Genomic DNA, 23,345 nt, shown 5'->3' on the forward strand with positions numbered 1-23,345 from the left:
GTCTATTCATCCTATGATATCGCTTTTGTGAATGGTTATGAGAACTATTCACAACTGTAAATAAGAATGATAACGATTCTCAAAGATAATCTGTCTATGAGAATGTAGGGCGCAAATTATGAGTGGCGAGAGCGACACGACCGAAAAAATGACAGCTGCTCTGCGTAAGGCAGGCATTCGTGTCACCCGCCAGCGCATCGCGCTGCTTGGCGTGCTGGCAGATGCCGATGATCACCCGGACGCGGTTGAGCTGCATGAGCGTGCAAAACTGATTGAGCCTTCGGTGTCGCTTGCCACAGTTTACCGGACCCTTTCTGTGCTGGAGGAAGGCGGTGTTGTGCATCGCCATGCCTTTCAAGGCGGTGGCGCGCGGTTCGAGACGACCCATGAAGAGCATCATGACCATATTCTGGATGTGGACACGGGCGAGGTGATCGAGTTCCAGTCAGATAAGATCGAACAGCTTCAGGACGAGATCGCGCGCGACCTTGGCTACGAAGTCGTGCATCATCGGCTTGAGCTTTATTGCCGCAAGACGCGCTAGCCTTGCCGACGCTTCTTGAGCTGCCGTTCGCGCCAGACAATCAGCAAGCCGCTCGCCAGAACCAGCAAAGCGCCGGGGTAAAGCTCGTTCCAAGGCGCTTCGTCGAAGAATATCCAGCCCAGCACAAACGCCAGCGGAATGCCGAAGTATTGAAAGGGTGCAAGATTGCTTTGCTCAGTCATGCGGTAAGCCATAATCAGCAGCAAAACAGCAGAGCCGCCAAACCCGCCCATGGCAACGATCAAACCCATATCACTCGCCTGCTGGATCGGGGTGAAGCCGCCCGTGAATAGCGTCAATAGGATTGCCCCCGCCAAAGCTGTCAGGCTTGAATAGAGGTTGATCAGCGGTGTCGGCACCTGAGTGTCCATCATGCGCGCAGTCACCCCGACCAAAGCGTACCCCATTGCAGCCCCTAACGGCAGTAAGGCCGCAGGAGAGAAGGTGTCAGCGCCGGGCCGGACAATCCAGATCACACCGGCAAAACCGATCAGTACAGCGCTCCACCTGATCTTGCCCACATTCTCCCCCAGAATGACCGCAGCAAGGGCCACAGCAAACAGCGAATTCGCGTAGGTGATCGTTGATGCCGTCGCAAAGGTAAGTATGCCCAACGACAGATAGAACGAGAACTGCGCAAACGTTAGAATCGCGCCGCGCGCCAATGCCATTTTCCATTGCCGAATTTTCAAGATGCGGCCGCGGGCGTGCCAATCCCGCGAACTGACCAATACGATCAACGAGGGAATCAGTCCGAATACATTGCGCCACGCGGAAAGTTCTGCCGCGCTGTAGCGAGGCGACAAGTACTTAATGATCAGGCCCATCCCGTCAAAAAGGGTAAGTGCGCAGAGCAGTAAAAGGATGGCTGTGAGGGTGAGATCGGTCTTCATCGGGCGATGATGTGTCGGGAACGGGACAATGACCAGAAAGGAAACGCTCAAAGCGCTCATCTCTCATGAATTGCCTTGCACCAGTCGACGGAATCCGCGTAACTAAAAGTGCTTGGTGTCCTTTTGGGGACCGAAAAAGGGAATTCAGTAGGGTCGCATGGAGTACCATGTTCCGATCTGAAGCCGCCCCCGCGACTGTAAGCGGTGAGCTTTTGTCAAAACGCCACTTGCCCCCAAAAGGGCTGGGAAGGCAGGCAAGGGCCACGACCCGCGAGCCAGGAGACCTGCCGGGCAAGGTGAAATCAACATGTCGTCGGGTGTGACGACGAGGAGAAGACGAAGATGAAAATCGAAGTTAAAGCAGTCGCCGCTAGCCGGACTGCCGCCCTTCCTGCACTGTTCGCTCTGGTACTTGGCGCTGCCATTATCACTATGACAGGTCACCTACAGGCAAGCACTCTGCATGACGCTGCACATGATGTGCGTCACGCGACCGGCTTTCCCTGCCACTAAGCCATGCTTTCTAAATTGCTGACCAGCGCGTTGTTCGCTGGTGCTGCTGCGGGTCTGATTGCCGGCCTACTGCAGCTTTTGTTTGTTCAGCCCGTGCTGTTGCATGCCGAGCTGTATGAAAGCGGCCAACTTGTGCATTTTGGGGCTATAGCAAGCTCTGCTCATCCTGACCTCCCCGGCTTTGACGCTGTTCGCGATCTGCTGAGCCTTGTGTTTAGCATGCTCAATTATACCGGCTATGCACTGATGCTGGTTGCGTTGATGTTGCTTGCCGAAGAGCGCGGCGCGCATGTGACTGCCCACACGGGCATGGTCTGGGGCGTTGCAGGTTTTGTGGCCGCACATTTCGCGCCAGGTTTCTCGCTTGCGCCAGAACTGCCTGGTTCGGCGGCTGCGGATATTGGCACGCGCCAGATCTGGTGGTTCGCAACCGTGATCAGTGCAGGCATCGCGATGTGGTTGCTGGCCTTCGGACAGAACTGGGCGATGTGGGGAAGCGCGATTATTCTGATGGCTGCACCACACGTAATTGGCGCTCCAATGCCCGACACTCTCACCGGCCCCGTCCCTACAGAGATCGCCAGCCTGTTCGCTGCCCGTGCCTATGGCGTTGGCTTAGCCGCTTGGGTCATGTTGGGCTGTTTCGCAGCCTATTTTCTGGATAAAGAGCAAAGACGATAGGGAGGTCGGGCGATGCGGACATTCATTCTTTTCATCATCGGGATGACCTTTGGCGCGGCAGGTGGCTTTTTGGTGGCTGCCGGAAACGGCATCACCTTCGACGGACATGATCACGCTGATTCAGCGCAGCATGGATTCGAAATGGATCATGGCGGCACGGATCATGCGAAAATGCATGGCACACCGATCGAGGTCGATTCTGCCAATGCGCCATCGGTAGGTATTGTGGTCACAAAAGATCCGATGGCAGGTTACAACCTGCATGTGATGCCCGTTCGCTTTGCCTTCATTCCTGATGCAGCAAGCACAGCGCATGTGGCTGGCGAAGGCCACGCGCATGTCTACGCGAATGGCGTCAAACTGGCGCGTCTTTACGGCCCTTGGATGCACCTGGATAATCTGCCCAAAGGCGAGGTGGAGATTACAGTCTCTCTTAACAGCAACGATCATCATCCCTATGTTCTCAACGGTGTGCCGATCGAAGCGAAGCAAACGATCACCGTGGAGTAAGACGGCAGCGCTGCCTGCGCCGTTCTGATTGAAACCCGTATTAAAGGAGCGGACCATGACAGCTACTCTTTATGTCTGCACCACGTGCAAAGTCGGCGAAGTGCATGAAGATGACAGCCAGCGCCCAGGCGCACGCCTGCATCGCGCGCTGGAAGCCCAAGGCGCACCTGATGGTGTGCAGATCGTCGGTGTCGAATGTCTATCTGCCTGCAAAACCGGCGCGGCCATTGCCCTTTCACAGCCGGGCAAATGGACCTATGTTTATGGTCAAATGACCGTTGAAGACGCACCTCATATTATCGCCGGTGCTGCCGCATACGCCGCGACGCCAGACGGCCTTGTGCCATGGCGTGAACGCCCCGTAATCTTCCGCAAGCAAAGCGTTGCGCGGATTCCTGCATTTACCCTTCCACTGGAGGCTGCCGAATGAGCGACCTGTCAAAAATTCCCGTAACCGTTATCACCGGCTTTCTCGGCTCTGGAAAAACTACGCTGATCCGCCACCTGATCAGCAACTCCAAAGGCCGCCGCCTTGCTGTATTGGTCAACGAATTCGGCACAGTTGGCGTAGACGGGGACATCCTGCGGTCTTGTGCAATCCCCGATTGCCCTGCCGAGAACATTGTCGAACTGGCGAACGGCTGCATTTGCTGCACCGTGGCCGATGATTTTATTCCCACGATTGAGGCGCTGATGGCAATGCCGGTCCGCCCAGATCACATCCTGATCGAAACATCCGGTCTGGCATTGCCAAAGCCGCTGCTTAAAGCGTTCGACTGGCCTGCCATCCGCTCCAAGATCACTGTTGATGGTGTGATCGCGCTGGCTGATGCCGAAGCTGTCGCTGCGGGCACTTTTGCCTCTGACGTGCATGCCGTGGACGCGCAGCGCAAAGCTGACGAAAGCATTGACCATGACACGCCTCTTTCGGAGGTTTTCGAAGACCAGATCAGCTGCGCCGACATCATTCTGCTTTCTAAGGCAGACCTTGCCGGTCCGGAGGGGCTCGCTAAGGCCCGTGCCGTGATTGAGGCTGAAAGCTCTCGAAAGATTCCGATGTTGGAAATGACCGAAGGCGTCATTGATCCCAATGTGATTTTGGGCCTGAACGCCAAAGCCGAAGACGATCTGGCCGCGCGCCCCTCACATCACGATGGCCATGACGATCACGAACATGATGATTTCGAAACGATCGTTGTTCCCATGCCCGAAATTGAAGATGCCGCTACGCTGGTGGCTGCCATCGAAAAACTGGCGAACGAACAGCATATCCTGCGCGTCAAAGGCTATGTGGCCGTCAAAGGCAAACCTATGCGTTTGTTGGTTCAGGCTGTGGGTGCACGTGTGCGCCACCAGTTTGACCGTCCATGGGGCAGCGACCCGCGCAATGGCGCGTTGGTCGTGATCGCCGAACATGACCACGTGGATCCCGCAGCGATCCAGGCTGTATTGGGCGCATAGACCATGCATGTCGTCTTCCGCGAAAGTCATGGGCTGGAGGATGCCGAAACCCCCTATGATCCCGGGCAAACGCCCGCCGATCTGGTGGTGCTTTCGTTCTCTGACAGTGACCTTGGCGCTTTCGCGGCGGGCTGGCATCGCGCGGGCGGAGCAGAAGGCAATCTGCCTTCGCTTCGCTTGTGCAACCTTACAGCTTTGCGCCACCCTGCGTCTGTCGACAATTATGTTGAACAGACACTAACAGGGGCAAAAGGTATTCTGATCCGCTTGATTGGCGGCGAAAACTATTGGCCCTATGGCATCATGCAAGTGCAGGATTTTGCCCGCCGCCATGACATTGCGTTGGCAGTTCTGCCCGCCGATGGTCGCGGAGACCCCGCACTTGATGCCCACTCAACTTTGCCTGTATCGACCCTACGGCGTTTGCAGCATTTGTGTGATGCAGGCGGCGCTGTGGCAGCGCAAGCGGCGCTTGCGCAGCTTGCTTTAGCGGCGGGGCTTTATGCTGGACCCGTTTTGGGCGCGAAAACTGTGCCAGATTGCGGATTCTATGACCCTGACAAAGGGGTTTTGCCCTTTGTTGATACGCAAGGCGACACAATCGCGGTCACATTCTACCGCAGCTATCTGACGGCCGCAGATACCGCGCCAGTGGATGCGCTGATCCGCAGCCTGCGCGCGCGTGGTTTAAACGCCATCGGGCTCTTTGCCCCCTCGCTCAAGGCCCCGATTGCGCGTGACTTCCTGCCTTCTGCGCTGGCGCAACTTGATCCGTTGGCCATCATCAACGCGACTGCCTTCTCAGGGCGGGGCGCCGATGGTACCTCGCCACTCGATGCGCAGGGTTGCCCGGTGTTTCAGGTGGCGCTTTCCACCGCGCGGAAAAAGGAATGGGCCGGGTCCGAGCGAGGCCTCTCGCCTGCCGATTTGGCGATGCATGTGGTTTTGCCCGAGGTCGATGGCCGCCTTTTTGCCGGAGTTGTCAGCTTTAAGGCGCCCGAGAAAAAAGACCCTGATCTGCAGTTTTCACGCTTTTCCCACCGTGCCCACGATATGCGGATTGAAGCGGTGGTGAACCGGATTAGTGGCTGGTTGAAGCTAGCAAAAAAAGAGCCTAATCAGCGCAAAATTGCCCTTGTTCTGTCTACCTATCCCGGTCGTGAGGATCAGATCGCCCATGCTGTGGGTCTTGATGCGCTTGCCAGCGCCGAAGACCTGCTGATGACGCTGGCGACAGCCGGCTACACGGTCACGCCAACGATTGGCTTTGGCAAATCCCTTATGCAAAGGCATATCGCTTGGCCGCTGACTGACTACCTTGCTGCGCTTCATGATCTGCCAGAAACGCTGCGTGAAAATTTGGACACCGCATGGGGTTCGCCGGATACCGATCCGTTGTTCAAGAACGGAGCGTTCCACTTCCCCGCGCAATCATGTGGTAATGCGCTTGTCGCGCTCCAACCCGAGCGGGGTGTAATTGCCGCGCGCGATACTGATTACCACGATCTCGCGCGGGTGCCGTGCCATTCCTATGTAGCCTTCTATCTTTGGTTGCGCGCGCAGGGGCATCATGCGCTGATACACATGGGCGCACATGGCACGCTGGAGTGGCTGCCGGGCAAAGCCGTCGCGCTGTCGGATGATTGTTGGCCCGAAGTATTGACCGGCGATCTGCCCGTAATTTACCCCTTCATCGTCAACGATCCGGGCGAGGCCGCGCAGGCGAAACGGCGTATCGGCGCTGTGACCCTTGGCCATGTGCCTCCGCCTATTAAAGACAGTGAGACACCTGACGCCCTGCTGCGACTCGAGCGTTTGTTGGATGAATACTCCACCGCCGACGGGCTTGACCCTGCGCGCCGTGACCGTCTGGTAAGCACCATTAGAGAGGAAGCACAGGCCGCGGGTGTTGAGCAAGACCTCGGCCTGTCAGACGATGCCTCCGAGGCTGAAGCGATCACGCGGATTGACCGTTTTGTTTGCGATATTAAGGAGAGCCAGTATGGCGATGGCCTGCATGTCTTCGGCACAGCAGAAGGCGAGAACGATGGCTTACTCACAGCGCTGAACGGCCGACGAGTGCCGTCTGGCCCCTCTGGTTCTCCGTATCGCGGGCGGTCGGACGTACTGCCGACAGGGCGTAATCTGTATTCGGTTGACCCGCGAGCGGTGCCCTCCCGCGCGGCCTATACACAAGGTGTTAAGCTGGCCGAAGAATTACTGCGCCGTCACCTACAGGATAATGGTGACTGGCCCCGCGGGCTTGTGATCGATCTTTGGGGCTCTGCAACTATGCGCACAGCTGGTGAGGAAGTCGCGATGGCGATGCACCTCGCGGGGCTCGCGCCGAAATGGGATGAGGGGTCTGACCGCGTATCAGGCTACGAGATTTTGCCTCTCACGATGCTGGATCGTCCGCGCATTGATGTGACGCTGCGTATTTCGGGCCTGTTCCGCGATATCTTCCCCGGCCTTGCGGGTCTGTTCGAGGCCGGAACCACCGCCTTGGCCGCGCGTGAAGAAGCGGATGACATGAACCCGTACAAACAAAAGGCTCCCCGCGTGTTCGGCCCTAAACCGGGGCTATACGGCATGAACATGGAAAACGCCTTGCAGGACTATTCTCCCGAAGGTCGTTCAGCAGCGGGTGAGGCGTGGTTGAAGGGTTCCGAGTGGGCGCTGGACGCCAAGGGCGATGCCTACCAAGATCGAGAAGGCCTTGAGGCGCGCCTGCGCGCGGCAGACGGATTTGCCCATGTTCAGGACCTGACCGAGACCGACGTCCTGTTGTCGTCAGATTATGCCACGCACGAGGGCGGATTTGCAGCCGCTATGGCGCATCTAGGCGCGCCCGAACCCGCGCTCTATCATGTGGACAGCACGCGTATCGGAACGCCGCGCGCGCGCACCATGCCCGAAGAGATCGCGTGTGTGGTCCGCGCCCGCGCTGCCAACCCTGATTGGGCAAATGGCATGATGCGCCACGGATTTCGCGGGGGTGCCGAAATCGCGGCAACTCTCGACAATCTTGCCGCTTTCGCCCATCTCACACGAAATGTTCCTGCGCATCTGTTTGACCTCTATTATGACGCTACGTTAAGCCGCGACGACTTGGTCGCATTCCTACAGGCAGAGAACCCGAAGGCCTTGGAGCAAATGCGCAGCCGGTTCGCAGCGCTGCGCGATGCAGGTCTATGGATCACACGGCGTAATTCAATCTCTGCAGCAATGGAGGCAGCGGAATGAACGGCCAAGAAACCAACGGCCACGAAGTCAAAGGATGGTGCCCCGGTGCCTTGCGCCCGATGATGTCGGGCGACGGTCTGGTGGTGCGGGTGCGCCCCTTTGGTGGGCGGCTACGCCGCGCGCAAGCTGACGGCATAGCATCGCTGGCGGCAGCGCACGGTAACGGGTTTCTCGATGTCTCAAGCCGTGGCAATATCCAGATACGTGGCGTCACGCAGGAAAAGCATGGCGCACTGATCGAAGGGTTGCGCGGGATGGGCCTTATCGACCCCACGCCTGAAATCGAAAGCCGCCGGAATATCTTGGTCGCTCCTTTCTGGCAGCCGGGCGACGAAACTGAATTGCTTACGGCCGAGCTGACCGAGCAACTGGCGTCAGCTGAAGCGCCGGATCTTCCCGGTAAATTCGGATTTGCCATTGATTGCGGACGCGCGCCTGTGCTGCAAGATGCTTCTGCTGATATCCGTCTGGAGCTGGATGCGGGCGGTGGCCTCATTCTGGTGGCCGACGGGATGACAACGGGCAAGCCTGTGACACAAGACAACGCCACCCAAGAGGTGATAACGCTGGCGCATTGGTTTGTTGATCATGCTGGTGAAGCCACCCGCATGAAGGCGTTGGTGGCGCAAGGGAGCACACCCGAAGGGGCCTTTGTCCCACGACAGAAGGGCAGCTATATTCCCGCACCCGGTTATACGCCCAATGGCGCGATTGCGGGCTTGGCATTTGGCCAGTTGCGGGTAGAAACACTCTCTACTCTTGCCAAACACGGTGGTTTGCGCCTGACGCCTTGGCGTCTGATCCTTGTGGAAAGCGCACGTCAATTGCCCAAGATTGAAGGGGTGATCACCAATCCTGCCAATCCGCTGCTACGCATCACTGCATGTACCGGGGCGCCGGGTTGTACGCAGGCTTTTGGCAAGACCCGCAGCCTTGGAAAAGCTCTTGCGCCCCATCTGGGTGACACCGGAATGCTGCACATCTCGGGCTGTACAAAAGGTTGCGCGCATCCGCGCCCTGCTCCACTCACCCTGACCGCACAAGCGGATGGATACGCTCTTATTAGAGACGGAAAAGCAGGGGATACGCCCTCCTTGTCCGGCCTCTCTCCCGATGATCTGAAAGACCACCTATAATATGCCTCATACCTACATCACCGACGGTGCCGAAATCTATCGGCAGTCCTTTGCTACCATCCGCGCGGAGGCTTCCCTTGGCCGCTTTACACCGGAAGAAGAGATTGTGGCTGTCCGTATGATCCACGCCGCCGGTATGGTGGGGCTGGAGGAATTCGTGCACTTCACACCAGACATGGCGATCACCGCACGTGCGGCCCTTGAAGATGGCGCGCCGATCCTCTGCGACGCCTATATGGTCAGCGAAGGCATCACCCGCAAACGCCTGCCGCGTGAAAACGAAGTGATCTGCACCCTACGTGATCCGCGCGTGCCTGAGATGGCCAAAGAGATGGCCAACACCCGCTCCGCCACCGCGCTTGAACTATGGCGCCCGCATCTGGCAGGTGCGATCGTGGCAATAGGCAACGCACCAACTGCGCTGTTCCATTTGCTGAACATGCTTGAGGACCCCGACTGCCCCCGCCCCGCCGCCATTATAGGTTGCCCCGTCGGCTTCATCGGCGCGGCAGAAAGCAAGGACGCCCTTATGGCTGCGCCGCCGGTCCCGTCGATGATTGTCAAAGGTCGGCTTGGTGGCTCTGCGATCACCGTGGCAGCCATTAACGCCCTCGCCAGCAGGGTGGAGTAGACTATGGGAAGAGTTATTTGCGCAGGACTTGGCCCCGGCAATCCGGACTTGATGAGCGTCAAATCCGACCGCACCATTCGTGGCGCCCAGCATGTTGCCTATTTTCGCAAAAAGGGTCGTCCCGGTCAGGCGCGGATGATCGTGCAGGGTATGCTGCGTGAGGACGTGATTGAGTACCCGATGGAATACCCCGTCACGACAGAACTGCACTTCGGCTCGGACGGCTATAAAAAATTTATGGTCGATTTCTACGCGGAATGGGCGGATAAGCTTGAGGTGCTGGCCAAAGAGCATGACGTTGTCGTGCTGTGCGAAGGCGATCCGTTCTTTTACGGCTCCTTCATGCACTTGCACACGCGCCTTCAAGGTCGCGCAGAGGTTGAGGTACTTCCCGCGATCCCCGGAATGGTCGGTTGCTGGAACAGCCTTGATATGCCCTTCACGTGGGGGGACGACGTGCTCAGCGTTCTGATGGGAACGCTGCCCCAGCAGGATCTGATCGACCATATGAAGCGCGCAGATGCGTTGGTAATCATGAAGACGGGCCGCAACTTGCCACGTGTGCGCGCAGCCTTGGCTGAGACTGGCCGCTTGGATGATGCTTGGTTGGTGGAAAAAGGCACGATGCCCCAGCAGCGCATCGCAAAACTGGCGGATGTGGCCGAGGGCGATTGCCCTTATTTCGCAATCGTTCTGGTGCATGGACAGGGCCGCCGCCCTGAAGCCGAAGAATGAACGGCTGGGTTTCCATCGTGGGCCTTGGACCGGGACGGGAGTCGCTGGTCACACCCGAAGTTCGCGATGTGATCGCGCAAGCGACCGACATCATCGGCTATATCCCATACGTCAAACGTATCGCGCCCCGCGATGGGCTAACCCTGCATGCCACAGACAACCGCGTCGAGATTGACCGCGCCACCCATGCGCTGACTCTCGCCCAACAAGGCGCGCGCGTGGTTGTCGTATCTTCCGGTGATCCGGGGGTATTTGCCATGGCATCTGCCGTGTTCGAGGCGCTGGAGGCTCAGCCGCAATTCGAAGGCGTCGATATTTCTGTGCAGCCCGGCATCACCGCCATGCTTGCCGCAGCAGCAGCAGCGGGTGCCCCCTTGGGTCATGATTTCTGCGCGATCAATCTCAGCGACAATCTCAAACCGTGGAGCGTAATTGAGCATCGCTTGCGTATGGCCTCGCGCGCTGATTTTGCGATGGCATTCTACAACCCCCGCTCCAAATCTCGACCGCACCAATTCGGCGAGGCTTTGGCGATTTTGCGCGAGGAATGCGGTCCTGACCGCCTTATTACGTTCGCCCGCAACGTCACCCACGAGGACCAGCGTTTAAAAACCGTCACACTCGGCGAGGCGACCGAGGATATGGCTGATATGCGCACGGTTGTGTTGGTGGGCAATTCAGCAACCCGTCGGGTGGGTCCCTACGTCTATACCCCGCGTTCAGTGCTATGAGTGAGCCACGCCAATACAGCCCCTATATTAGCATATTCGGCCACATCCGGCCGCAGCGGCCGGTCAATCATGATGATCCGCAACCCCAACGCACGCGCCGCCTCAATCTTGGCGGCGGCACCACTGCCGCCTGCGTTCTTGGCGACTACATGGGTGATCCTGTGCTCCTGCATCAACGCCACGTCCCCGCTTACGTCAAAGGGACCCCGTGCAAGAGTGACATGGTAATCGGGCAGGGCGATTGGCTCCTCCGGTGCATCGACAAGCCTCAGCAGATAGTGGTGTTCGGGCCGCGCAGCGAACTGGTCCACATGCATTCGGCCAATCGCCAGAAAGATGCGGGTAGCGGGTTTGGGCAAAGCAACGCACGCGTTGGCGATGTCAGGCACATGGGTCCAGTGATCCCCCGCCTGCGCGCGCCACGCAGGCCGCGCCAGCCGCATCAGGGGCAAGCCACTTTTTCTGCACGCTTGGTATGCGTTTTGCCCCATTGTGTTGGCGAATGGATGGGTGGCATCGACCACGTGGCTGATCCCCTCATTCTTCAAATAGGTTGCCAGACCATCGGCCCCGCCAAAGCCGCCCACACGCACCGTAACAGGCTGCGACACCGGCGCATTTGTACGGCCGGCGTAAGAAAAAATAGTCTCTATTCGGGCGGAATGCAGGGCCTGCGCCAATTGGCTGGCCTCTGTGGTTCCGCCCAGCAGAAGGACGCGCATCATGGGTGATCCCTGGCTCAGCATTATCGGTTTAAACGAGGATAGCCTCGACGGCCTGTCGCCCGCAAGTCGTGCAGCGCTCGACGCAGCAGATATCGTCTTTGGCGGGCCACGACATCTTGATTTGGCGCAGGTCGGTTCGCGAGGGCGGGCTTGGCCCGTGCCATTTTCGACCACGCCAGTTCTTGACCTACGTGGGCAACGTGTTGCAGTGCTCGCCTCAGGTGATCCGTTTTGGCATGGGGCGGGTGGAAGCCTTGTACGTGACCTCAAGCGCGACGAATGGCGGGCTTATCCTGCCCCTTCGACCTTCACCCTTGCCGCTTCTGCGCTGGGCTGGCGGATGGAAGAGATCACCTGCCACGGACTTCACGCGGCTCCGCTTGCTCGGCTCCGAGGTGTGCTTGCACCCTTTGGACGGATGATCTGCCTGATGCGAGACGCGGATGCTCCTGCCGAACTGGCCGCTTGGCTGACTGCACAGGGTGCGGGCAAGGCCACACTAACGTTGATGGAGCGGTTGGGTGGCCCACATGAACGGCTGCGCGATGTGACAGCGGATGCCTTTGATCTCAAAGACATTATAGCACCTGTCGCAGTGGCAGTTGCCTTGCCTGCAAATGTTGGGCTCTCGCGGGCTTCCGGCCTGCCGGATGACAGCTTTGCCCATGATGGGCAACTTACCAAACAGCCAGTGCGTGCTTTGACGCTTAGCGCTCTTGCGCCGCGTAAGGGCGCTTTGTTGTGGGACATTGGGGCCGGCTCAGGCTCTATCTCGGTGGAGTGGTGTCTTGCAGGTGGGCGCGCGATTGCGTTCGAACAGCACGTTGCGCGGACCACAAATATCAGGCGCAATATTGATGCCTTTGGCCTGTCTCATAGAATGAAAGCCGTCGAAGGTCGTGCCGCTGATTGCGTGGTCAAAGAGCCCCTACCGGACGTTGTGTTTATTGGAGGAGGGGCGCGAAAACCTTTATTAGAGACACTTTATGCGTTGCTTCCTGCTGGTACACGCCTTGTTTCTAATGGTGTCACGCTTGAGACTGAGGCCCTGCTGGCAGAGGCCCATGCAGTTAGGGGCGGCACACTTATGCGGTTTGATATCGCGCAGGCTACACCCCTAGGCCCCATGCGGGGATGGACTGCATCTCGACCCATTGTGCAGTGGAGCGTAAACCTGTGAGGGTCGCAGGGATCGGATTTCGTAGCGGCGCTGCCATGGCATCGCTACAGGACGCACTGCTGCGCGCGATCGAGGCTTCGGGAGGTGCCCCGGTACAGGCGCTTGCGACTGAAAGCGCGAAGTCCCGCGCGCCCGTATTTCGCGAGTTGGCACAGGCTCTGGCTTTGCCCGGACTTGGTGTGAGAACAGATGATATGGCCCAGATGATCACACCAACGCAGTCACAACGAATTATCGACGCCTTCGGAACAGGTAGCCTTTGCGAGGCAGCGGCACTTGTAGCGTCGGGCCCGGATGCAGGACTGGTTGCGGTGCGGGTCGTCTCAGGCGATGGTATGGCAACAGCGGCAATTGCCGATGACGTAAAGGAAAACGAGTGACCGTACATTTCATAGGTGCTGGCCCAGGTGCTGCCGATTTGATCACCTTGCGGGGCCGCGACCTGATCGCAGCCTGTCCGGTGTGTCTTTATGCAGGGTCGCTGGTGCCGGAAGGTATTCTCGATCACTGCCCCGAAGGCGCGCATATCGTGAACACCGCGCGCTTGTCGCTAGACGAGATCATGGAAGAAATTAGCGCTGCCCATGCGCGGGGTCAGGATGTTGCGCGCATCCACTCTGGTGATTTGTCAATTTGGTCGGCGATGGGAGAGCAACTACGCCGCCTGCGTGCGTTGGACATCCCCTATGATGTGACGCCAGGAGTTCCCAGCTTTGCCGCCGCTGCCGCCACTTTGGCGACTGAGCTGACCCTGCCGGGCGTTGTGCAGTCGGTTGTGCTAACCCGCACGTCCGGTCGCGCAACAGCGATGCCGGAAGGGGAGTCGCTGGCCAATTTTGCGGCCACAGGCGCTACGCTCGCCATCCATCTGTCCGTCCATGTATTGGACCGTGTTGTGGAGGAGCTGACACCCCATTACGGTCCTGATTGCCCCGTTGCAGTTGTCTGGCGCGCCAGTTGGCCGGATGAGCGCGTTGTGCGCGCGACACTCGCCACGTTGAAAACCGAGATCGGGGAAGAAATGGCGCGCACAGCTCTTATCCTCGTTGGTCACGCCTTGGGATCTGAGGATTTCGGCGAAAGCAGGCTCTACGCGGGCGATTATGACCGCCGCTTCCGCGCTGTTGGCACGGCCCCTCGTTTTCCGGAGGCCGAATGATACCCCCCGGCCTGATGATTTCCGCGCCGGCTTCCGGCACTGGTAAAACGACGCTGATGTTAGGTCTGCTCGCGGCCTTTCGCGCGCATGGCGTGGAGGTGCAGCCGTTCAAAAGCGGACCGGACTACATTGACCCAGCCTTTCATACTGCCGCATCCGGTCGCGCGTCTTACAACATTGATAGTTGGTCGATGGAGACAGCGCGCATCGAAGGGTTGATGGGGAATGCCCAAGGCGCCGACCTGATCCTTGCTGAAGGTTCAATGGGATTGTTCGACGGTGTCGCAATAGAGGGCGCTTCCGGCAACGGAGCCAGCGCCGACATCGCCGCGCACATGGGCTGGCCCGTGGTTCTGGTGCTGGACGTGTCCGGTGCTGCGCAATCGGTCGCGGCGACAGCGCTTGGCTTTAAGATGATGCGCCCCGATGTGACCCTCGCGGGTGTTGTTCTCAATCGAGTTGCCTCTCCTCGCCATGAGGCACTTGTGCGGGTAGGGATGGAACAGGCAGGCATCACTGTGCTGGGTGTTCTGCCACGCCGATCCGAGATGGAACTGCCTGAAAGGCATTTGGGCCTTGTTCAGGCAGGTGAGCAAGAGAACCTTGCCGAAGTCCTTGCAGATGCAGCTGCGTTTGTGGCCGAGCATGTGGATCTGGGCGCTCTGCGCGCCGCCGCATTAGGTGCACGCGCCGACATATCCCCTGCTTTTAAAATCACCCCACCGGGCCAGCGTATTGCGCTCGCACAAGATAACGCTTTTGCATTCGTATATCCCCACCTGCTCGCCGGTTGGCGCGCTGCTGGTGCCGAGGTGCTGCCCTTTTCGCCCCTGCGGAACGAGGCACCGGATAACACTGCCGATATCTGCTGGTTGCCGGGGGGGTATCCTGAACTTCACGCTGGTACGCTCGCCGCAGCCGAGACATTTCTCAAGGGCCTGCGCAGCTTTGCTGAAACCCGCCCCGTGCATGGTGAATGCGGGGGGTACATGGCGTTGGGTGCTGGGTTGGTCGACAAGGAGGGTGTCCGGCATGAAATGGCAGGATTGCTCGGATTAGAGACTTCTTTCGCCAAGCGTAAGTTCCATTTGGGTTATCGCCGTGCCACCCTGAACGCCGCAATTCCGGGTGCCTCCGCAGGCGCGCAGCTGCGTGGTCATGAATTCCACTATGCCACCATTGTGCAGGAACCGGATACGCCTTTGGCACAGATCACAGATAGCAACGGCCTCAGTGTCTCCGAAACGGGTACTTACCGCAGGACGGGCGGTGGTGGGCAGGTTTCGGGCACGTTCTTCCATTTGATTGCGGAGGGCGCATGAGCGGCTTCGTTTCCTTTGTCTCCTCCGGCCCCGGTGATCCGGAGCTGCTGACTGTTCGCGCGGTCAAGCGGCTTGAGGCGGCTGATGTGGTGTTGTTCGATGATCTGTCCTCTGGCCCGATCCTGAGCCTCGCGCGCGCCGACGCTGATTTGATCGGTGTGGGCAAGCGCGCTGGCCGTCCTTCGCCCAAGCAAGACCATGTGAGCCGTGTGCTTGTGGAATATGCAGAATCAGGCCTTCAGGTTGTGCGGCTTAAATCAGGTGACAGCGGCATGTTCGGCAGGTTGGAAGAAGAGATAACCGCCCTGCGCGCCGCTGGCATCCCGTTCGAGATTGTCCCTGGCGTAACCAGCGCCTCCGCCGCCGCTGCCACCGCAGGGATTCCTCTGACCCGAAGGCTGACGGCGCGGCGGGTGCAATTCATTACTGGCGCGGATGTATCGGGTGATCTGCCGCCCGACGTGAACATAGCCGCATTGGCTGATCCATTGGCCACCACTGTTGTCTATATGGGTAAACGTACCTTTGCTGGCCTCGCTGCTCGGCTGATTGAGCACGGCCTGCCTGCGGATACACCCGCCATGCTTGCCGAAGCTGTATCGACCCCGGCAGAACGGCTAGAGCGTTTCACCATCGCCACGCTCGCCGCGCATCTGGAGGAAACCAAGACCAGCACGCCGGCGCTAATCTTTTACGGCCCGCTTGCGGAGCCAGAGTGATGAACATGTACGTCTGTACAACCTGCACGGCGCAAAGCGCAGAATTCGTGGATGAGGCCCGCGCAGCCTTGCCACATCTGACCGTCTCAGCAGTCGATTGCATGTCCGGATGTGCCCGTGCACAAACTGTGGCTTTCCGTGCAAAGGGTAAGGTTGCCTATCTGTTCGGAGAGATCACGTCGGCGGATTTACCAGTGTTAGAGACGTTTTCAAAGCTCTATGATGCGTCGAATGATGGCACCTTCAGTGATGCGCGTGTGCTTGGAGCACTGCGCACTAAAGCCATCGCACGGATACCCGCATGAGCCTTCAACTGACCCTCATCGGTATCGGTACGGGCAACCCCGAGCATCTGACACTGCAAGCCATTCGCGCGATGAATGCTCAGGATCTCATCCTGATTCCGCGCAAAGGCACAGGAAAAGATGATCTGGCCCAACTGCGCCGCGACATTTGTGCCGAGGTTCTCATCAACACGGCCACTCGTATTGCCGAATTTGAGCTCCCGGTCCGTAATGAGGCGACGCTGGATTACCGCCAGCGGGTGGATGACTGGCACGACGCCATTGCTGCTGTGTGGCAAGATGCTATCATAGTACATGGCGGCGCGAAAAAGGTCGCGCTTCTAGTCTGGGGTGATCCTTCGCTTTATGACAGCACATTGCGCATCGCGGCACGGTTAGACCCCGCGCCGGAGATCACGGTTATACCCGGCATCACATCCCTACAGGCTCTAACAGCCGCTCATGCGACTGTCCTGAACGAGATCGGGGCGCCCTTCATCGTCACAACAGGTCGTCGTTTGCGCGACGAAGGTTGGCCGCAAGGCGTCGACGCGGTTGCTGTGATGCTAGATTCAGGCAGCGCCTTTGGGACGATCGCACCCGACGGTATCCATATCTGGTGGGGTGCTTATGTGGGCATGACGGAGCAGATCATCGTCGAAGGGCTTTTGTCAAAAGTCGCCGACGAGATCACGCAAACCCGCGCCCGTGCGCGCGCTGATCACGGCTGGATTATGGATATCTACCTGCTCAAAAAAATCTGATGGGGCAAAGGAACGCTAGTCCGGATCCACCTTGCCGCGCATGGCCTTCACCTCACCACGCACTTTCTTCGCCTTTAGCCGCCGCTTTTTAGACCCTAAAGTGGGCCGCGTGGCAATTCTGCGTTTGGGCGGGGTGATTGCTTTTTCAATCAGTTCTTTGAGCCGTGCACGCACGATCTCACGGTTGCGCGCTTGACTGCGTGTTTCATCACATTGCAGAACCAGCGCGCCTTCGCCTGTCCACCGGCGACCAGCAAGCCGTCTCAGACGGTTTTTCACCGGCAAGGGCAGGGAGGGCGAAGTGGCGGCCTCGAACCGCAGCTCCACAGCAGAAGATACCTTGTTCACATTCTGCCCGCCCGGACCGGACGCGCGCATGAAGCTCTCGGTCAACTCCCAGTCCTGAATGATGATGGCATCTGTTATATGAAGCATGGTCAGGATCATAGCGCGGATCTGGAGGAGGTGAAGGGGCACTGGTCCAACATGCGAAATGGGCCGCCCTTTTCAGAGCGGCCCAATCGAATTGTATAGGAGGCGAGATCGGTTGGACCGGTGACCCGCTCTGGATTTCAGACTGCCAAGGGCTGCCCTAGCAATTGACCTCCAAAGCTGTTCCGACACCTCGCTCCAGTACCTTTCTTGACACTAGATCACCTCCTTTACATTTTGTTAAACCTGTCATCAGCGTCCCATAGGTTTTCAAATTCGCAAAGCTTTTTTTGTTGGTGATCCGGATTTTTCTTCAACAGTGCCTGTTCAGGCGGCACGCAGCCGCGCGGTGATCATCCTGAACGGCACCAACGCAATCAGCGCCAACGTCAGTTTTACCACCCAGTCCGCTACGGCAAGGGAAACCCACAGCGGCGTTTCTGGGCCTACACCCAGCATCGGGATCACTTCAGATGCCCAAGACACATCTGTTGCAGGATGCACGAAGGACAGCGCGCCAGAGAAGGCGACAGAAAAGAAGATGATCGTATCAACGGAGCTGCCAACTATGGTCGAGACAAGCGGCGCTTTCCACCAGCGACCTTCGCGCAAGGCGGCGAAGATGCCCACGTCCAACATCTGCGCTACAAGGAAGGCCAGGCCAGAGCCGATAGCGATGCGCACGGTGACCAGTGGTCCGAACTCACCCATGATCTGAGTGCCGATCAGCGAACAGATGATGCCCACCACAAAGCCAGCAAGCACAACGCGGCGCGCGGCGGCGGTACCGTAAACGCGGTTCATCACATCGGTGACGAGGAAAGCGAGAGGGTAGGTGAACGCCCCCCATGTGAGCCAGTTTCCATAAAGGAACTGAACAAGAATATTGGAGGCCACAACGATGGCGGCCATGGCAATAATGCCAAGAAGATGGGTGCGTGTCATAATATTAACCGTTTTATGCAAGGGTGCGGCGACTTGGCCTGCGGGGATCGCAGACAGAGGCTGCTTTAGGTGTCTTCGTTGATTTTCGCAACCCTATTCCCTGACGCGGTACTCTACGATCTGGGTCCGGAGGATACGGAGAAAGTTATCGTCCGAGATCATGGTCACATGCATTTGACCACTGGCATCGCTCCAGACGCTGATGCCTTCGAGATTATCATATTGGGTGGGTACCGTCGTCAACAGCGTGTATTCACGGGGTGCACGTGGGTCGATCACAAACAGGCGGATACGGCTACGAAAACCCAAGGGTGTTACAGACCGCTCCAGAAGCCACAGCCGACCTTTCGCGTCAATATCCGCCCCCACCGGAACGAAAGAGTCGCGTTGCGGGATGCGCGCGCTAATCCGCCATTGTCCGTTCGAATAGGCATACAGCGGAAATGGAGCGCCGCCTTCAGGTGCGGTCTCCGCAATTGCATAAAGCGTCCCGTCCGGTGCAACGGCCAGTGCTTCGACACCTCCATTTGGTTCCATCTTGTTCTGAAACGGCAGCACGATGCGTTTGAACGTGCGCCCGCTAGAGAGATCGACCTGCATGATCCTGTGCCGGTGCTCGAACGAGACGAAGGCGGTGCCGTCATCCGCAATGGCAATGCCCTCGGCATCGCTTGCTTTCTTGCCCAACCTTTCTCCGGCTGCTTTGCCCAATGCGGTTACGCGTTGCACACCGACGCCAGAGATGCGGCCGTTTGCGCGTTGCAAGCTCGCAGTCACAAGTTGCCCACGGTCGTTGATCACCGTCATCTGTGCACCTTGAGTACCAATCTCGATGCCGGACCAGCCCCCGAACCATGACGCGTCAAGCTGCCAACGCGGCGCTCCGTTTGCGTGCAGCGACGGCTCTGCAAGTACGCTTCCGCACAGGCAGATCAACGCCAGTGCAAGCCGGATCAATTTGCGTCAAGCACGGATTTACACTGTGCTGGAAGATCGGCCAGAATAAGTTCGCCACGCGGTTTGCTTGGCGTTTTCTTTGCGCCCGGTTTCGGCTTTGGTGGCTTGATGATGTTGGACTGCCATTGGCGGGCATCAGCACATCCATCCCCTGCTGGTGGCGGGTTCTGGTCCACACAGCCGCGCGCCCCTTTGGGGCAGCTCAGGCGCACGTGGAAATGGTAGTGGTGTCCGTACCAAGGCCGGATTTTGCGCAGATAGCTGCGATCACCCCGTTCGTCGTCACACATCTGGACCTTCGCGCCGGGGAATACGAAGATTCGTGCTACGCGCGGGTCTTTTGCCGCAGCTTTGATGATTTCATGATGTGACCGCGTCCAAAAGTTGTTCACATAGGCGCCGGCGGAACGGCGCGTAGAGATCGATGAGATGTTCTCGCGTTGGGTGCGCGTCAGGCTCAGTGACGTGGGCGGCAGCATCCAGATATCCGCATCCAGCCCCATTTGGTGGCTGCGGTGACCCGTTAGCATCGGACCGCCACGGGGCTGGCTCATGTCTCCGACATACAGGCCGTTCCACCCCGGTTTCTGGGCAGCAACGCGGCTGAGCTTTTTAACCATGTCGATCAGTTCGGGATGGCCCCAGTTGCGGTTGCGCGACAGCCGCATTGCTTGCCACGTCGGCCCGCTTTCTGGCAACTGCTCTGCTCCAGCCAAGCAGCCCTTGGCATAGCTGCCGAAAGCGCTGGGCGTTTGCGAGGTCGCAAATGACTTTGTGCCAAACAGCTTTTTCGCCTGCACATTGGCCAGCGGTCCGGCCAGTTCGCCTATGGCGGGCAGCACTGGCTGCTTTTCCTTGGAACCGCTGATGTCACGCGCGCCGCCGCAGCTGGCAACCAGAGCGCTTAGCACGGAGATCGTGAGTAATTTTCTGAAGTTCATTTGTTGAAATCCCCTCTCGGTTTAACCCAGATTAGCAGAACCAACCCGATGATGAACAGCCCCACAACGGGACTGACACCCAATCTTTGACTACCGGTGATCTGGCTGGTGAAAGCAATCAGCGCGGGGGCAAGAAACGATGTCGCCTTCCCGGATAGCGCATAAAGCCCAAAGGCTTCTGTCATTCGTTCAGGGTTGGCCTGCCGTGTCATCATGTTGCGCGAAGACGCTTGCAAGGCACCGCCAGCTGCCCCAATCACCGCACCGGCGATGAAAAAGGTCACATGAGGCAGGGTAGAGCCTTGGGCGATCGAGATAAAAAGAATTGATTGCGGTGTGATCGTCACGATGAGCAGCGACACAAAGGTCAGCGCCAGCACGCAAAAGATAATTACAGGCATTGGCCCCACGCGGCGGTCAACCCGTCCGGATATCCAGCAAAACACAGCGCCTGAAATTGCCGCGACGATCCCAAAAATGCCGACTTGGGCGATCGACCACCCCAATACACCCAAAGCATAGACTCCACCAAAGGTATAAAGACCATTGAGGGCGTCGCGATAGAACATGGACGATCCCAGATATGCCATCAGCGACGGATGGCGCGGCAACCCTTTCAGCGTCCGTCCCAGATCGCGGAGGCTTTGTCCGATCAGAAAGGGGGCCGCGCCGGTCACGCGTGTGTCGCGGGCATAGAGAAAGAAGGGCACCATGAAGACAGCGAACCATATCGCAGTAAGCGGCCCGACGACCCGCGTATCAGCCTTTGTTGTAGGATCAAGGCCGAACAACGGGGACAGACCGAACATCGTATTTCCGCTGGGTGTCGCCTGAAATAGGGCCAGCATCACGACAAGAGATAGCACGCCGCCGACGTATCCGAAGGCCCAGCCTGAGCCCGATATGCGCCCCAGTTCAGCCGTATCATCGTGAAGCTCGGGCAGGTAGGAATTTGTGAAAATCGTCGCGAATTCCATTCCGATTAGGCCGATCCCGAAAAAGAACAAAGCCCAGATCACCGAGAAATCCTGCGGGGCTGTCCACCACAAGGCATAAGAGCCGACGAAGTACATGACCGAGAACAACAATATCCAAGGCAGCTTGCGTCCGGAGTTGTCAGCGATTGCCCCCAGAATGGGTGCTAACACAGCGATGAATATGCCCGCCGCAGCAAGGCCCCAGCCCCAATAGGCTTGCGCCTGCGCGCGTGCGGCCCCTTCGGCCATCCCCTCGGCCATCAGATTGCCGGAAAGCGTACCGGTGAAATACGGTCCAAAGATAAAGGTGAGCAAAAGCGTGTTATAAGGCTGGCTCGCCCAATCAAAGAAATACCAGCCCCAGATGCGCTTGCGCTGTGACACTACTGACATTGAGCTGCCTCCCCCGTTTTCCCAACGTAGAGCAGCCTAAACCCTGTCGCGCAAGGGAGAGCTTTTTACTGACCACAAATCGGTTCGCCGACATCTTTGTTCTTGCTACCAAATTTTGTCTACCCTGAGCAGACAAGGTTTTAGGTAATACGACTGGACACGACCTATGATCGGGCTCGTGTATTTCAGCACAGCGACAAGCAACATGTCTTAAAGTGAGGTGGGTGCATGGGCCCTGAAATCGGCTGAAAAGAACCGTAAGCTTGGGATAAGTGGTGTGCTGGCTCTTAACGGGCGCAACTTTTGTCAGGTTCTGGAGGGGGAGGCGGATCAGGTGAACGGTCATCCGTGAGGATGGCCGCCACGCAGGCTTCAAAATCTTGGGTCAAATGCCGATTGAAAAGCGCCGCTTTGCAGAGTGGGCCGTGACGCGGGTGGACGAGCTTGATTTCTCCGATGTCATGGGCGCGATGGAGCCCTGAATATCTGCCTTAGCTGTCTTGCATCGGCGGCCAAGGCCGCATTGCCTCGGCTTCGGTCCATTTCTTGATCCAGTCCGGCATTACAGGAGAGGATACATCCAGCCCCAGCGCGGCCAATATGCGCGGCGGCTTCACGATGCCGTCCTTGTCAGTCATCGCGGCGCGGTACAGCACGTGACTGGCGCATTCGCCGTCTCGCTTCCACATGGACTGCTCAATATACATGAACTTGTCATCCCAGCACACCGCGCGGCTGCGCACCTCGAACCGCTCGAATCCGCGGATCCGGCGTCGGAACCGAACATGCGAGCCTGCCATTGTCATCCCCCAACCCTCGCGGCGGATCACATTCACCAGTCCCGCGCGCATGGCCATCGCACTGCGCCCCAGATCATAAAGCGTCAGCGCGCGCCCGTTGTTGAGCTCAAGAAACACGTCCAGATCATGGGGCCAGCAAATGTGGTGGGTCACATGGGTCTCGGTCAGGTTGGAAAAGCGCGGCTGGCGGCTGGCCAGAAACACGTCCTTGAATAGGCGAATAAACGGGAACATCGGGGTCTCCTTCGCGCCGTTCAAACGCCGCGAAGCGGGTCGGGGTCAACCACGAACCTTGCGGCACTCTTGCCCTTTTTGTGCTGCGCGCTTAACTGGAAGGTAGACCCACTTACAAAAGGACTGCCGCCTGTGACATCCCTGTTCATGATTTTGATGCTTTTGCTGAACATCCTGTGGTTCTTTATCATCGCCCATGTGGTGATGTCGTGGCTGATCAACTTTCAGGTGTTGAACACGCGCCAGCCTTTGGTTGCGCAGATTTGGTACGGGATTAACCGCCTGCTAGAGCCGATCTATACACCTATTCGCAATGTCCTTCCCAATATGGGTGGCATCGATCTGGCGCCGCTGGTTGTGCTGATCAGTGTGGCGGTTGCGCGGATCGTTCTGACCAACAACGCGGCGCTGTTCTACTAAATCAGGCAGTGT

The 23,345-nt window shown here is 58.3% G+C and carries 28 protein-coding genes and 1 riboswitch; of the genes, 20 read left to right on the forward strand and 8 right to left on the reverse strand.

The genetic code is table 11. The annotated features are described in order from the left end of the window. The first annotated feature begins 118 nt into the window (after positions 1-118). Positions 119-544 (forward strand): Fur family transcriptional regulator, encoded by a 426-nt coding sequence (locus V7730_RS01680; RefSeq protein ID WP_335745843.1) that lies wholly within the window; start codon positions 119-121, stop codon positions 542-544. Here V7730_RS01680 and V7730_RS01685 read toward each other — a convergent pair. After that, entirely contained in the window at positions 541-1,488 is a 948-nt protein-coding gene (locus V7730_RS01685) for a DMT family transporter (protein ID WP_335745844.1), read from the reverse strand. The two genes, V7730_RS01680 and V7730_RS01685, sit on opposite strands and share 4 nt — an antisense overlap. Before the next feature lie 45 nt (positions 1,489-1,533). Further along, positions 1,534-1,743, forward strand: a riboswitch (cobalamin riboswitch). Between the two features lie 36 nt (positions 1,744-1,779). On the opposite strand from V7730_RS01685, the gene V7730_RS01690 reads away from it, so the two are divergent. The 10 genes from V7730_RS01690 to cobJ are packed head-to-tail and all read left to right on the forward strand — an operon-like array spanning position 1,780 to position 11,081. After that, positions 1,780-1,950, forward strand: a complete 171-nt coding sequence (locus V7730_RS01690; protein ID WP_335745845.1) for a CbtB domain-containing protein — start codon at positions 1,780-1,782, stop codon at positions 1,948-1,950. Positions 1,951-1,953: 3 nt separating this feature from the next. Then, positions 1,954-2,631: a CbtA family protein gene (locus tag V7730_RS01695; RefSeq protein ID WP_335745846.1), complete on the forward strand. Its 678-nt coding sequence runs from the start codon at positions 1,954-1,956 to the stop codon at positions 2,629-2,631. Positions 2,632-2,643: 12 nt separating this feature from the next. Next, positions 2,644-3,141, forward strand: a complete 498-nt coding sequence (locus V7730_RS01700) for a hypothetical protein (protein WP_335745847.1) — start codon at positions 2,644-2,646, stop codon at positions 3,139-3,141. 55 nt (positions 3,142-3,196) lie between these two features. After that, positions 3,197-3,571, forward strand: coding sequence for a DUF1636 domain-containing protein (locus tag V7730_RS01705; RefSeq protein WP_335745848.1), 375 nt, complete (start codon positions 3,197-3,199; stop codon positions 3,569-3,571). Further along, positions 3,568-4,602 carry a cobalamin biosynthesis protein CobW gene (gene cobW / locus V7730_RS01710; protein WP_335745849.1) on the forward strand — a complete coding sequence of 345 codons (1,035 nt, stop codon included), beginning with the start codon at positions 3,568-3,570 and terminating at the stop codon, positions 4,600-4,602. Before V7730_RS01705 ends, cobW begins: the two co-directional genes overlap by 4 nt. Before the next feature lie 3 nt (positions 4,603-4,605). Next, positions 4,606-7,848: a cobaltochelatase subunit CobN gene (gene cobN / locus V7730_RS01715; RefSeq protein WP_335745850.1), complete on the forward strand. Its 3,243-nt coding sequence runs from the start codon at positions 4,606-4,608 to the stop codon at positions 7,846-7,848. Further along, positions 7,845-8,984 (forward strand): precorrin-3B synthase, encoded by a 1,140-nt coding sequence (cobG, locus tag V7730_RS01720; protein ID WP_335745851.1) that lies wholly within the window; start codon positions 7,845-7,847, stop codon positions 8,982-8,984. The genes cobN and cobG overlap by 4 nt, the downstream gene beginning before the upstream one ends. Before the next feature lies 1 nt (position 8,985). After that, on the forward strand, positions 8,986-9,615 hold the full coding sequence (locus V7730_RS01725) for a precorrin-8X methylmutase (RefSeq protein WP_335745852.1): 630 nt from the start codon (positions 8,986-8,988) through the stop codon (positions 9,613-9,615). Positions 9,616-9,618: 3 nt separating this feature from the next. Continuing rightward, on the forward strand, positions 9,619-10,350 hold the full coding sequence (cobI, locus tag V7730_RS01730; protein ID WP_335745853.1) for a precorrin-2 C(20)-methyltransferase: 732 nt from the start codon (positions 9,619-9,621) through the stop codon (positions 10,348-10,350). Continuing rightward, on the forward strand, positions 10,347-11,081 hold the full coding sequence (gene cobJ / locus V7730_RS01735; protein WP_335745854.1) for a precorrin-3B C(17)-methyltransferase: 735 nt from the start codon (positions 10,347-10,349) through the stop codon (positions 11,079-11,081). Before cobI ends, cobJ begins: the two co-directional genes overlap by 4 nt. Here the strand turns inward: cobJ and V7730_RS01740 are convergent. Further along, positions 11,057-11,806: a cobalt-precorrin-6A reductase gene (locus tag V7730_RS01740; RefSeq protein WP_335745855.1), complete on the reverse strand. Its 750-nt coding sequence runs from the start codon at positions 11,804-11,806 to the stop codon at positions 11,057-11,059. The genes cobJ and V7730_RS01740 overlap by 25 nt on opposite strands. Here V7730_RS01740 and cbiE point away from each other — a divergent pair. From cbiE to cobF, 7 genes are read left to right on the forward strand one after another with little or no spacing between them, the layout of a single operon-like run. Next, positions 11,805-12,986 (forward strand): precorrin-6y C5,15-methyltransferase (decarboxylating) subunit CbiE, encoded by a 1,182-nt coding sequence (cbiE, locus tag V7730_RS01745; RefSeq protein ID WP_335745856.1) that lies wholly within the window; start codon positions 11,805-11,807, stop codon positions 12,984-12,986. The genes V7730_RS01740 and cbiE overlap by 2 nt on opposite strands. Beyond that, the gene (locus V7730_RS01750; protein ID WP_335745857.1) at positions 12,941-13,366 is read left to right on the forward strand and encodes a cobalamin biosynthesis protein; all 426 of its coding nucleotides are present in this window, start codon (positions 12,941-12,943) and stop codon (positions 13,364-13,366) included. The genes cbiE and V7730_RS01750 overlap by 46 nt, the downstream gene beginning before the upstream one ends. Next, positions 13,363-14,145 (forward strand): precorrin-4 C(11)-methyltransferase, encoded by a 783-nt coding sequence (cobM, locus tag V7730_RS01755; protein WP_335745858.1) that lies wholly within the window; start codon positions 13,363-13,365, stop codon positions 14,143-14,145. The genes V7730_RS01750 and cobM overlap by 4 nt, the downstream gene beginning before the upstream one ends. Further along, on the forward strand, positions 14,142-15,467 hold the full coding sequence (locus tag V7730_RS01760) for a cobyrinate a,c-diamide synthase (RefSeq protein ID WP_335745859.1): 1,326 nt from the start codon (positions 14,142-14,144) through the stop codon (positions 15,465-15,467). The genes cobM and V7730_RS01760 overlap by 4 nt, the downstream gene beginning before the upstream one ends. Then, positions 15,464-16,186, forward strand: a complete 723-nt coding sequence (gene cobA, locus V7730_RS01765; protein WP_335745860.1) for a uroporphyrinogen-III C-methyltransferase — start codon at positions 15,464-15,466, stop codon at positions 16,184-16,186. Before V7730_RS01760 ends, cobA begins: the two co-directional genes overlap by 4 nt. Further along, entirely contained in the window at positions 16,186-16,491 is a 306-nt protein-coding gene (locus tag V7730_RS01770) for a DUF1636 family protein (protein ID WP_335745861.1), read from the forward strand. The genes cobA and V7730_RS01770 overlap by 1 nt, the downstream gene beginning before the upstream one ends. Beyond that, positions 16,488-17,234, forward strand: a complete 747-nt coding sequence (gene cobF / locus V7730_RS01775; protein ID WP_335745862.1) for a precorrin-6A synthase (deacetylating) — start codon at positions 16,488-16,490, stop codon at positions 17,232-17,234. The genes V7730_RS01770 and cobF overlap by 4 nt, the downstream gene beginning before the upstream one ends. A gap of 15 nt (positions 17,235-17,249) precedes the next feature. Here cobF and arfB read toward each other — a convergent pair whose 3' ends face one another. The 5 genes from arfB to V7730_RS01800 all read right to left on the reverse strand — a co-directional run bounded on the left by arfB (position 17,250) and on the right by V7730_RS01800 (position 21,879). Then, a complete protein-coding gene (gene arfB, locus V7730_RS01780; protein WP_335745863.1) occupies positions 17,250-17,669 on the reverse strand; it encodes an alternative ribosome rescue aminoacyl-tRNA hydrolase ArfB in 420 nt (139 codons plus the stop codon). A 324-nt stretch (positions 17,670-17,993) separates the two neighbouring features. Then, positions 17,994-18,611, reverse strand: coding sequence for a queuosine precursor transporter (locus V7730_RS01785; RefSeq protein ID WP_335745864.1), 618 nt, complete (start codon positions 18,609-18,611; stop codon positions 17,994-17,996). 93 nt (positions 18,612-18,704) lie between these two features. Then, a complete protein-coding gene (locus V7730_RS01790; RefSeq protein WP_335745865.1) occupies positions 18,705-19,568 on the reverse strand; it encodes an esterase-like activity of phytase family protein in 864 nt (287 codons plus the stop codon). Next, positions 19,565-20,509: a penicillin-insensitive murein endopeptidase gene (mepA, locus tag V7730_RS01795; RefSeq protein ID WP_335745866.1), complete on the reverse strand. Its 945-nt coding sequence runs from the start codon at positions 20,507-20,509 to the stop codon at positions 19,565-19,567. Before mepA ends, V7730_RS01790 begins: the two co-directional genes overlap by 4 nt. Beyond that, positions 20,506-21,879, reverse strand: coding sequence for an MFS transporter (locus V7730_RS01800; RefSeq protein WP_335745867.1), 1,374 nt, complete (start codon positions 21,877-21,879; stop codon positions 20,506-20,508). Before V7730_RS01800 ends, mepA begins: the two co-directional genes overlap by 4 nt. A gap of 277 nt (positions 21,880-22,156) precedes the next feature. On the opposite strand from V7730_RS01800, the gene V7730_RS01805 reads away from it, so the two are divergent. After that, complete coding sequence (locus V7730_RS01805; RefSeq protein ID WP_335745989.1) at positions 22,157-22,231, forward strand: hypothetical protein; 75 nt, start codon at positions 22,157-22,159, stop codon at positions 22,229-22,231. Positions 22,232-22,370: 139 nt separating this feature from the next. On the opposite strand, the gene V7730_RS01810 is transcribed toward V7730_RS01805, so the two are convergent. Next, positions 22,371-22,913 (reverse strand): acyl-CoA thioesterase, encoded by a 543-nt coding sequence (locus V7730_RS01810; RefSeq protein ID WP_335745868.1) that lies wholly within the window; start codon positions 22,911-22,913, stop codon positions 22,371-22,373. 132 nt (positions 22,914-23,045) lie between these two features. On the opposite strand from V7730_RS01810, the gene V7730_RS01815 reads away from it, so the two are divergent. Beyond that, entirely contained in the window at positions 23,046-23,333 is a 288-nt protein-coding gene (locus V7730_RS01815) for a YggT family protein (protein ID WP_335745869.1), read from the forward strand. Positions 23,334-23,345: the final 12 nt, after the last annotated feature.

Source organism: Sulfitobacter sp. (assembly GCF_036961165.1).
Lineage (GTDB): Bacteria > Pseudomonadota > Alphaproteobacteria > Rhodobacterales > Rhodobacteraceae > Sulfitobacter.

What these genes read in the sequence shown, in the direction of transcription:
- V7730_RS01680 (WP_335745843.1), top strand. Translation starts at nt 119, where the DNA reads ATGAGTGGCGAGAGCGACACGACCGAAAAAATGACAGCTGCTCTGCGT.
- V7730_RS01690 (WP_335745845.1), top strand. Translation starts at nt 1,780, where the DNA reads ATGAAAATCGAAGTTAAAGCAGTCGCCGCTAGCCGGACTGCCGCCCTT.
- V7730_RS01695 (WP_335745846.1), top strand. Translation starts at nt 1,954, where the DNA reads ATGCTTTCTAAATTGCTGACCAGCGCGTTGTTCGCTGGTGCTGCTGCG.
- V7730_RS01700 (WP_335745847.1), top strand. Translation starts at nt 2,644, where the DNA reads ATGCGGACATTCATTCTTTTCATCATCGGGATGACCTTTGGCGCGGCA.
- V7730_RS01705 (WP_335745848.1), top strand. Translation starts at nt 3,197, where the DNA reads ATGACAGCTACTCTTTATGTCTGCACCACGTGCAAAGTCGGCGAAGTG.
- cobW (WP_335745849.1), top strand. Translation starts at nt 3,568, where the DNA reads ATGAGCGACCTGTCAAAAATTCCCGTAACCGTTATCACCGGCTTTCTC.
- cobN (WP_335745850.1), top strand. Translation starts at nt 4,606, where the DNA reads ATGCATGTCGTCTTCCGCGAAAGTCATGGGCTGGAGGATGCCGAAACC.
- cobG (WP_335745851.1), top strand. Translation starts at nt 7,845, where the DNA reads ATGAACGGCCAAGAAACCAACGGCCACGAAGTCAAAGGATGGTGCCCC.
- V7730_RS01725 (WP_335745852.1), top strand. Translation starts at nt 8,986, where the DNA reads ATGCCTCATACCTACATCACCGACGGTGCCGAAATCTATCGGCAGTCC.
- cobI (WP_335745853.1), top strand. Translation starts at nt 9,619, where the DNA reads ATGGGAAGAGTTATTTGCGCAGGACTTGGCCCCGGCAATCCGGACTTG.
- cobJ (WP_335745854.1), top strand. Translation starts at nt 10,347, where the DNA reads ATGAACGGCTGGGTTTCCATCGTGGGCCTTGGACCGGGACGGGAGTCG.
- cbiE (WP_335745856.1), top strand. Translation starts at nt 11,805, where the DNA reads ATGGGTGATCCCTGGCTCAGCATTATCGGTTTAAACGAGGATAGCCTC.
- V7730_RS01740 (WP_335745855.1), bottom strand. Translation starts at nt 11,806, where the DNA reads ATGATGCGCGTCCTTCTGCTGGGCGGAACCACAGAGGCCAGCCAATTG.
- V7730_RS01750 (WP_335745857.1), top strand. Translation starts at nt 12,941, where the DNA reads ATGGACTGCATCTCGACCCATTGTGCAGTGGAGCGTAAACCTGTGAGG.
- V7730_RS01760 (WP_335745859.1), top strand. Translation starts at nt 14,142, where the DNA reads ATGATACCCCCCGGCCTGATGATTTCCGCGCCGGCTTCCGGCACTGGT.
- cobA (WP_335745860.1), top strand. Translation starts at nt 15,464, where the DNA reads ATGAGCGGCTTCGTTTCCTTTGTCTCCTCCGGCCCCGGTGATCCGGAG.
- V7730_RS01770 (WP_335745861.1), top strand. Translation starts at nt 16,186, where the DNA reads ATGAACATGTACGTCTGTACAACCTGCACGGCGCAAAGCGCAGAATTC.
- cobF (WP_335745862.1), top strand. Translation starts at nt 16,488, where the DNA reads ATGAGCCTTCAACTGACCCTCATCGGTATCGGTACGGGCAACCCCGAG.
- arfB (WP_335745863.1), bottom strand. Translation starts at nt 17,669, where the DNA reads ATGCTTCATATAACAGATGCCATCATCATTCAGGACTGGGAGTTGACC.
- V7730_RS01785 (WP_335745864.1), bottom strand. Translation starts at nt 18,611, where the DNA reads ATGACACGCACCCATCTTCTTGGCATTATTGCCATGGCCGCCATCGTT.
- mepA (WP_335745866.1), bottom strand. Translation starts at nt 20,509, where the DNA reads ATGAACTTCAGAAAATTACTCACGATCTCCGTGCTAAGCGCTCTGGTT.
- V7730_RS01800 (WP_335745867.1), bottom strand. Translation starts at nt 21,879, where the DNA reads ATGTCAGTAGTGTCACAGCGCAAGCGCATCTGGGGCTGGTATTTCTTT.
- V7730_RS01810 (WP_335745868.1), bottom strand. Translation starts at nt 22,913, where the DNA reads ATGTTCCCGTTTATTCGCCTATTCAAGGACGTGTTTCTGGCCAGCCGC.